Consider the following 9,496-nt stretch of genomic DNA (forward strand, 5'->3'; position numbering starts at 1 on the left):
TAGCTTACTGGTACCGTCTATGTATACTGACTTGATGAACGATTCAACCAATCCAGCAGCGTCTAAATCCGTTAAGGTGGGCGGCAAGCCAAGACCGGAGCATGTGAAAAAACCACCGACAACGTTATTAACCAAAGCTCAAGTAGCAAAGCTGCAAGCGGATAGAAGCTTGCCTAAAAATACAGCAAAACAAAATAGATTAAAACAAAGCATATCAAAACAAGGTACTTTAAACCAAAGCACTTTAAATCAAAGCGTTATAAATCAGACTGTCTTAAATCAAAAAGCAGCAGAACAAAGCCACTTGCAAGATAATGATACGATTAACGCCTTTAGTAACAACACGAGCGCTGATGACGCTTACTTTAGCGTGCAAGATTTAATCGTTGGCTATGACGATACGATTATCGTTAATGGCTTATCGTTAGATTTAAAGCAGGGTGAAATTGGCTGCTTTTTAGGTTATAGCGGCTGCGGTAAAACCACGGCGTTAAGGGCGATTGCTGGGTTGGAGCAGAGTCGTGGCGGTAAAATTCGCTTAAACAATCAGCGTCTCACCGAGCAGACAGCGCGCACCAAATTTGCGGTCGCGCCAGCCAAGCGCGGTATGGGCATGGTCTTTCAAGATTATGCGTTATTTGGACACTTAAGCGTGGCAAAAAATATCGCTTTTGGTCTTAATAAGTGGTCGGCGGCCGATAAAAAAGCGCGTATTAAAGAAATGCTAGAACTTGTCGAATTGAGGGAACATGCCGATAAACGTCCTAGTGAGCTATCGGGCGGACAGCAACAGCGTGTGGCATTAGCCCGCGCATTGGCACCAAAGCCTAAACTCTTGCTACTTGATGAACCGTTTTCTAACTTGGATGTGGTGCTACGTGAGTCACTGGCGATGAATGTTCGTGATATCCTTAAACGTACCAATACCACCGCTATTTTGGTCACTCACGATCAAAACGAAGCCTTTGCTTTAGCGGATAAAGTCGGGGTTATGGATAAAGGTAAATTGGTCCAGTGGGCGACGCCAAGTGAGCTATATCATGAGCCAGTCAGCCCGTTTGTCGCTGAGTTTGTCGGCGAGGGGGCAATGATAGACGGCATCATCAAAGAAGGTCATGTCGAAACCGCACTTGGTGATATTTATCGGCGCATGGAAGTATATGACGAGTTGGGGCAGCCGCTGTACTGCGAATATGACTATCCGAACGGTACACCGATTAAAGTATTGGTGCGTCCTGATGATATCGTCCATGACGATGAAAGTACGCAGACGGCTTTAGTCGTCGGACGCGTGTTTCGCGGGGCAAACTATCTATATCGCTTACAGCTTGCTGACGGTCAAACCGTATTGTCCCTCGTTGCCAGTCATCATAACCATGAGATTGGTTCACAAATTGGCATCTTGCCTATCTTAGAGCATGTAGTAGTGTTTGATGAAAAAGACATCAATGCCACCACCTGGTCAGAGTATGATAGATTCGAGCGCGTGGAAGAAATCAGATAATTAGCAGTTTTAAGCTTGGCAATACTTTTTAAGTTTAACGAAGACGTTAAGCGTGACGCGTTGCCAATATATGCAAATAGCGCCCAAGCCATTTATACGGCTCGAGTTGTGAGTAGCGCAGCTCCATGCGTATAACAGCTTCAGGGTCATTGTGACCACCACGTTTAAGCGGCGCATAATCGTGAAATACCCGCAAGCCACTGGCAAGTATGGTTTGATACTCATGCGCATTTAGCCAAGAGTCGACTTCTTCTTTAGCGACCGGATGGTTGGGCGTGAGGCTTTTTTTATTGTCTGCTTTATACTCTGTATTATCCAATAAGTTAAAATTACCCATAATAAGATTGCGATAATCAAAACTTGCCGGATTATAAAAACACAGCGAGAGCGCGCCATGTTCAGTTAAGTGCTTATCAAAAAAATCCATCACAGCGGCAGGTTCTGCGAGCCATTCAAGCAGCGCATGACACATAATCAAATCAAATTTCTCTGTGTTACCTGCCAACTTTTCTTCTAATTCTTGATACGGACAAACGTACCATTTAATATCCAAATCCTTTTCTAAGCTTTCAGCGTTTGCTTGCGCTTTCTCCAGCATATTGGCTGAAATATCATTGATAACCAACGTATGTCCCTGAGCCGCAAGCTCAATCGCGATTTGCGCCAGACCTGCGCCGACATCTAGAATACGTAACGGTCGCCCAAGCATTTGGCTCATCTGCGCACAATAGGCAAAAATATCACGGCGCAATACGGCCAGACGAATGTCGCCCTTTAAGCCGCCATAAACCTTTTTTTCAAAATGATCGGCAATCGCGTCAAAGCTGCGGTCTGTGCGCGTATCAGATTGTGCAATGGGCGCTGTGATAGCTTGTTTGCTTGGCTGGCTAGTTGCGTGATGAATGGATGGACTGCTTGCTTGGCTCTCTTTTTGTTTCATTACGGACTCTATCTTATCTAAGGTATTTGAAATGGTTTTTATAACTTTTTTATTGGATTTTAATAGGGTTTTAGCGTATAAATAGTAGGGTTGAAGCATAGTTTTTTATTAAAGTATCTTAACTAAACTGCACTTGTCCATTGCCTAGGATTTTAGGCAATTTTTTGCATTATTACTGCTAAGGATAGCAATCATGGTCTTACCCAATTCATTCATTATAAACAAACCCGCCATGACGCGTGGTCTATTATCGATCGCCATTGCCAGTAGCTTATTGCTTGTTGGTTGTAATGACGATGATAATGAAAGAGTTGTTTCTGATACTACAACTGTCAAAACTATCAGCTCATTCACTGCCACTCAAATAAATACTCAGTTTGGCCTCAATACTACTGCCACCCCAACCGCTAAATGTGATATTAAAATTGAGAAAGTAAGCTATCGGACAGTAGGTGCAGCAGGCGAGCGTACTAATGCGACCGCTGCGCTGATGCTGCCAAGTGGAGACAGCGCCGACTGTCAAGGCGATCGTCCAGTATTATTATACGCGCATGGTACGACAACGGATAAAGGCTATGACTTTGCCCAAGTCGGCAATGCTAAAAATCCAGCAGTAGGAGAAGCAAACTTAATCGCCGCAAACTTTGCCGCCCAAGGTTATATCGTCGTCGCACCTAACTATGCAGGCTACGATGAATCAAAACTTGATTACCATCCTTATTTGGTCGCCCAGCAGCAGTCGACTGATATGGTCGATGCGCTAGACAGCGCGCGTAGCATTATCGAACGCAAAAAACGCGCCAATGATGCCAATTACAGCAAAATTGATGATTCGGGCAAGCTGTTTATCGCTGGTTACTCGCAAGGTGGTTATGTCACTATGGCTACTGCAAGATTGTTAGAAGCGCAAAAGAAACCGGTGACGGCGATTGCGCCGTCATCAGGGCCTTATGCGTTGGCTGCTTTTGGTGATGAAATCTTTAGAGGTAACGTCAATATTGGCGCATCGCGCTTTGCCCCGCTACTAGGTATCGGTTTACAGGCAAAATACGGCAATATCTATAGCAAAAAATCAGATATATTCTTGGATAAATATGCCGACGCGCAGCTGCCTAGTAATACCCCATTTGGCGAGTTGGTCAAAGCAGGTAAACTGCCTAACAATGCTTTATTCCAAAAGAATCCTAGCGACCCAAGGCTGGCAGGTCTATCACCAGGTAAGCTGTTTTCTATCTTGGGTGGCTACGATGATACCGATTATCTGATTAAAACGGATTTCCGAGCGGCTTATGTGGCAGATACGCAAAAAAATCCTGATGGTCTAACATTAGCTAATGGTAATAATTTACCGGCTGCTAATCCGCAAAATAATCTGCGTAAGGCGCTTAAGAATAATGACTTACGTGGTTATGTCCCTACAATGCCAACGTTCATTTGTGGCGGCAACCAAGACCCAACGGTTTATTTCGATACCAATACCGGCTCGATGGTAAAACTCATACAGACCGAAGTGGCTAAAAATCCTACTAAGAAACTTAATATTACGGTTTTGGATGTGGATAAAGACAATGAAGCAGATCGCCCAGATTATCAAACGTTGACTATCATTGGACAAGCATCAATGAACCCTTGGAAAGTCAACGATGTAGTCAAAAAAGTACAAACCAACTTTAGTAATAGCGTGAAAAAAGTCAAAGACGATGCAGATCCCAACGGAGGCGTCGCAGCGCTATTGGCATTCTATACCAAATATCACGGTGATTTGGTCAGTCCGGCTTGTACTGAGGCAACTCGTGAATTCTTTAATCAAGAGTTCAAACCTGTTTAAACTGCTTTATAATTAAATGTCCTAATAGCTGTAGCCTTACTCGCGAAAAACTGTATCCTTTGGATGCAGTTTTTTTATGAAATAGCCTTTAAAAACAGCAAAGACAATGCCCAATTATTAAAGTCGTTTTTATCCTTATCACTAAAGATAAAAACAAGTGCTAATCAGCTGTTTTGCTTGATTTTAATAGCATCTACAATCCCCTAAATCAACAAAAATGTGTTAAAATAGCTTCTTTAATTAAACGTTATTTTTAACAAAAACCGTATCGCCATTTTCCTATTGTTTAGCCTGTTTGATAACGCTTTTTATAGTCTGTATATCATGGATATTGACGCTTTTTAGCGCCTTTATTTTTGTACAACTATCAGCGTTTTTAACCGAGCCAAATACTAGAAAAAGAATGTAAATAAAGGAGTGTATATGAGCGACTCGATCAGTCCTATTGCCATCGTGGATGAATTAAAGCAGTCCTATCTGGATTATGCGATGAGCGTGATCGTCTCGCGCGCGCTGCCTGATGTGCGTGATGGGTTTAAGCCAGTGCATCGCCGTGTGATGTACGCGATGCATGTGTTGTCTAATGATTATAACAAACCTTATAAGAAATCAGCACGTGTGGTTGGTGATGTCATCGGTAAATATCACCCGCATGGTGATAGTGCGGTCTATGATGCAATTGTACGGATGGCACAGGATTTTAGCTTGCGTTATCCGATGGTTGATGGGCAAGGAAACTTTGGCTCGATTGATGATGATCCACCGGCGGCGATGCGTTATACCGAAGTGCGTATGACCAAGCTGACCCATCAAATGCTAGCGGATTTGGATAAAGATACGGTCGATTGGGAAGACAACTACGATGGCTCTGAGCGTATGCCAAGCGTCTTGCCTGCACGTATTCCAAACTTATTGGTCAATGGCGCAACCGGTATTGCGGTTGGTATGGCGACCAATATGGCACCGCACAACCTGACAGAGGTGATTAATGCCTGCTTAGCGTATGCTGAAAACCCGCAAATATCAGCCGAAGAGTTGATGTCGCATATATCTGGCCCTGACTTTCCTACTGGCGGTGTTATTTATGGTCGGGCGGGTATTTTAGACGCTTATCGCACGGGTAAAGGGCGTTTGCATGTACGCGGTCGCTATATCATTGAGCCAATGAGCGACACGGGCGTCAACCGTGACCGTGAGCGCATTGTTTTTACCGAAGTGCCTTATCAGACAAATAAAGCCAAGTTGATTGAGCGTATTGCTGAGCTGGTACGCGATAAAAAAATCGAAGGTATTACTGAAATTCGTGACGAGTCTGATAAAGACGGTATGCGTATCGCTATCGATTTGCGCCGCGGTGAAACGGCAGAAGTGATTGTTAATAATTTATTCTTGCAAACGCCGCTCGAATCTAGCTTTAGTATCAATATGGTGGCGCTCGATAACGGTCAGCCAAAGCTGTTGACTTTGCGTCAGCTAATTGCTGCCTTTGTCCGTCACCGCCAAGAAGTGGTGACGCGTCGTACCATTTTTGAGCTTAATAAAGCTCGCGTTCGTGGTCATTTGCTTGAAGGCTTAACCGTTGCCCTAGCCAATATTGATGAGATTATTGCGACGATTAAAGCCTCTGAAAACCGTGGTCTTGCTCGTGAAAACTTATTGAATAACACGTGGGGTTCAGGTAGTGTGGTAGCGATGCTAACTGCGGCAGGTAGCCAGTCGGTACGTCCTGAATTTATCGAAGGCGAAGATCCAAAAGCGCCGTTTGGTCTGATTGACAATCAAGAAAGCTATCGCTTATCACTTGAGCAGGTCAATGCCATTTTAGACATGCAGCTGCATCGTCTGACGGGTCTTGAGCAAGATAAATTGACCGAAGAATATCAAGATTTGCTGCGTGAAATTGCTCATTTAGAGTCGATCCTTGGTGATTTTGATAAATTAATGACCATTATCTCTGATGAGATGATTGAGATTCGTGAAAACTTCGGTGATGAGCGCCGCACCGATATCATTGATTCCCGTATGGACTTTAATCGTGAAGATCTGATCCCAGAGCAAACCGTTGTGATGACAGTGTCGCGTACGGGCTATGCAAAAACGCAGCCAATTGACGATTATGTGGCGCAAAAACGTGGCGGCAAAGGCAAATCTGCAACCGCGATGAAAGAAGACGATGTGATTGATCATTTAGTCGTGACCTCAACGCACGCAACGGTATTGTGTTTCACTGACACAGGCCGAGTGTTTAGCTTACGTGGTTTTGAAGTGCCGATTGCCAGCCGCGGTTCGCGTGGTCGTCCGTTAGTGAATTTGATCGGCTTAAATGCTGATGAAACGGTCACCACGATATTGCCAATACCGCAAAATACCGCGGATGTGAGCGGGCATTTTGTCTTCTTTGCCACCGCAAATGGTACGGTTAAGCGTGTTGAGCTTGAGCAGTTTGCCAATATTCGCTCGAATGGTTTGATTGCCGTTGGCCTAGAAGATGATGATAAATTGGTCAGTGCCCGTATTACCAATGGCAGTCAAGAAGTGATGCTATTTGCTTCGAGCGGTAAAGCCATTCGTTTTGATGAAAACGATGCGCGCGTCATGGGCCGTACCGCTAAAGGTGTGCGCGGTATGCGTCTGGCAGCCGATGAATTTATCAAATCGCTGGTGGTTATCGAAGATGATGTGCGCGAAATCCTCATTGCTTGTGAAAATGGCTTTGGTAAACGTACCTTTGTCGATGAATTCAATACCCAAAATCGCGGCGGTGGCGGTGTCATTGCTATCAAAACCAGCGCCCGTAATGGCGCCTTGGTTCGTGCGACCAAAGTTGAGCCTGAAGACGATATTATCTTAATCTCGGATAAAGGCACGCTGGTTCGTACGCCGGTAGAACAAGTGGCAAGCTCGGGCCGTAATACCCAAGGCGTTACCTTGATTCGTCTGTCAAAAGATGAAAAACTGGTGGCCATGGCGTGCGTTGAGAACGAAGAGGGCGACGATGAGTTGGTCGAGGCGATGAAAGAAGATGGTACCTTTGGCGTAGAGGGTCAAGAACAAATCGATATTGATACCGAAACTGGCAACAGCGCGACGACCGATATCAATGATGTTATCGATATTGCTAATGACTATACGTTAGATGACGAAACATCGAATGATACCGTAGATGAAAACACCGACGATGACGAGTAATCATATCAGTTGTTAGCTTTTTAGTTTAGTGAGTTATACTGCTCTAGAAAAAGCCTCTGACGTCATCGTTGGAGGCTTTTTTCTGAGCGCTGTTTATTCTTATAGCGTGTTTTTTAACCTTTAACTTTGCATGCTTAGCTTCTATAAAATCATGATAAATAATATCTATTAAGCGCTATTTTTTAAGGCCGTTGTTATGCTTACGACCAATCAAACTTTTCAAGGAACGTTAGCCGCAATATCATCGAGTTTTTTATTCTCGATGATGTTTTTGTTTGGGCTATTTATGCTGCCATTGTCAGGGACGCAGGTAGCATCATGGCGCATATTGATGATGCTGTTGAGTTTGCTTATATTGGTCAGTTTTACTAAGCAATGGCAACATGTCTTTGACTATTTAAAAACCTTAAAAACACCAAAAGAATGGCTGATATTTATCTTGCCGACGCCGATTTTGGGTGGGCAAATTTGGCTATTTATGTGGGCACCGGTCAATGGCTTTGGTCTTGACGTCACTTTGGGTTATTTTTTATTGCCGCTGGTGATGATCATACTGGGGCGCTTTTTTTACCATGAGCATATGAGCGCGCTACAGTGGTTAGCGGCACTGTTGGCCGCTTTAGGTATCGGTCATGACATCTTGCAATATGGCACCATATCTTGGGTAACTTTGTTTGTCTGTTTGGGTTATCCACCTTATTATCTGCTGCGGCGTAAGCTTGCTGTACCTCCGATTACTGGTTTGTTGTCAGATTTGACCTTGCTGACGCCGGTGGTACTCATTATGCTATACAGCAGTGGCGGCTTTAGCGTGGCAGCACAAAACATGAAGTTTTGGTATTTATTGCCACTGCTTGGCGCATTTAGTGCGCTTGCGATGTCACTGACCATGATTGCGAGTAGTAAATTACCTGTCTCGTTATTTGGTGCCCTAAGTTATGTAGAACCGATGCTGTTATTTGTGTTATCCATTACCGTTTTAAACCAAAGCATTGATGAAGGCGGCTCGTTATTTATGTACAGCATGATTACGCTGGCGCTATTTATTATGATTGCTGATAGTGTGATGGGTTATCTTCGTCGCCGCCGCGACAACCATTTGCACGGCTACCGCGAACCACAAGTGGGCGGTTTTCCGCCGCGTCGCCGCTTGATAAATTACCGTATTGATGGGGTGTTAGCTGCGCATCGTTTCCGTAAGATGCGTCGTTATCAAAGGAAGCTCGATAGCATACAGCGTAAAATCGAGCAGCTTGATAGTAAATAAATCTTCACATGTATGGCAAATGAATAAACTGGATTTTTAAATGAATAGACGGGTTAGGCCAATGTATTGCGTATCTATGTCGACTTTGACATAATGCTGAGCATGAGATACACAAGCGTTTATCTTAATTTTATTTAGTGACAGGATAGATAAAAATTTCTATCAACAATAGAGCTGATAGACAAAAGGCCTCCGACGTTCGCGTCTGAGGCTTTTGTTTTTTTTCAAAATTGCCAAGGACGTGCGCTTATTTTTAAAGGCAGTTGTTATGCTCCTCACCAATCAGACATCGCAGGGCACCATCGTTGCAGTCGCCGCAAATTTTTTATATGCAGGTTTGTTTTTATTTGGTCTGTTGATGCAGCCGTTATCAGGGACGCAAGTCGCTGCTTGGCGCGTACTGATGATGCTACTCAGTTTGGTGTTACTGGTCAGTGCGCTGAAACAATGGCAGCATATTTTTGATTATCTAAAAACCTTAAAGACGGCCAAAGAGTGGTTTTTATTTATTATTCCTACGCCGATTTTGGGTGCGCAAATCTGGATATTTATGTGGGCGCCGGTCAATGATTTAGGATTGGAGGTGACATTAGGTTACTTTTTATACCCGATGATTATGATTGTCGTGGGGCGCTTTTTTTATAATGAAGACATGAGCTTGCTGCAATGGCTTGCGACCATTTGTGCGGCGCTCGGTATTGGCTACGATGTGTGGCAATATGGCAGCATTTCTTGGGCGACTTTATTTGTCTGTTTGGGTTATCCGCC

Annotated in this window: 5 protein-coding genes and 1 pseudogene; 5 read left to right on the forward strand and 1 reads right to left on the reverse strand. The window is 44.1% G+C overall.

The features are described from left to right. Positions 1-34: 34 nt before the first annotated feature. A complete protein-coding gene (locus tag V7D75_RS11055) occupies positions 35-1,504 on the forward strand; it encodes an ABC transporter ATP-binding protein (protein WP_333614612.1) in 1,470 nt (489 codons plus the stop codon). A 46-nt stretch (positions 1,505-1,550) separates the two neighbouring features. Here the strand turns inward: V7D75_RS11055 and V7D75_RS11060 are convergent, their stop codons facing one another. After that, positions 1,551-2,444, reverse strand: coding sequence for a methyltransferase domain-containing protein (locus V7D75_RS11060; RefSeq protein WP_333614602.1), 894 nt, complete (start codon positions 2,442-2,444; stop codon positions 1,551-1,553). A 193-nt stretch (positions 2,445-2,637) separates the two neighbouring features. Here V7D75_RS11060 and V7D75_RS11065 point away from each other — a divergent pair, with 193 nt between their 5' ends. The 4 genes and pseudogenes from V7D75_RS11065 to V7D75_RS11080 all read left to right on the forward strand — a co-directional run. Then, positions 2,638-4,272 (forward strand): alpha/beta hydrolase family protein, encoded by a 1,635-nt coding sequence (locus tag V7D75_RS11065; RefSeq protein WP_333614603.1) that lies wholly within the window; start codon positions 2,638-2,640, stop codon positions 4,270-4,272. Between the two features lie 423 nt (positions 4,273-4,695). Further along, the gene (gyrA, locus tag V7D75_RS11070; protein ID WP_333614604.1) at positions 4,696-7,461 is read left to right on the forward strand and encodes a DNA gyrase subunit A; all 2,766 of its coding nucleotides are present in this window, start codon (positions 4,696-4,698) and stop codon (positions 7,459-7,461) included. Between the two features lie 196 nt (positions 7,462-7,657). Further along, complete coding sequence (rarD, locus tag V7D75_RS11075) at positions 7,658-8,728, forward strand: EamA family transporter RarD (RefSeq protein WP_333614605.1); 1,071 nt, start codon at positions 7,658-7,660, stop codon at positions 8,726-8,728. 268 nt (positions 8,729-8,996) lie between these two features. Next, positions 8,997-9,496, forward strand: a pseudogene (locus V7D75_RS11080) (EamA family transporter RarD); the annotation flags it as partial.

This window comes from Psychrobacter sp. (assembly GCF_036731945.1).
Lineage (GTDB): Bacteria > Pseudomonadota > Gammaproteobacteria > Pseudomonadales > Moraxellaceae > Psychrobacter.

Excerpts from the sequence above, each read along its gene's own strand:
- V7D75_RS11055 (WP_333614612.1), top strand. The coding sequence starts at position 35 with ATGAACGATTCAACCAATCCAGCAGCGTCTAAATCCGTTAAGGTGGGC.
- V7D75_RS11060 (WP_333614602.1), bottom strand. The coding sequence starts at position 2,444 with ATGAAACAAAAAGAGAGCCAAGCAAGCAGTCCATCCATTCATCACGCA.
- V7D75_RS11065 (WP_333614603.1), top strand. The coding sequence starts at position 2,638 with ATGGTCTTACCCAATTCATTCATTATAAACAAACCCGCCATGACGCGT.
- gyrA (WP_333614604.1), top strand. The coding sequence starts at position 4,696 with ATGAGCGACTCGATCAGTCCTATTGCCATCGTGGATGAATTAAAGCAG.
- rarD (WP_333614605.1), top strand. The coding sequence starts at position 7,658 with ATGCTTACGACCAATCAAACTTTTCAAGGAACGTTAGCCGCAATATCA.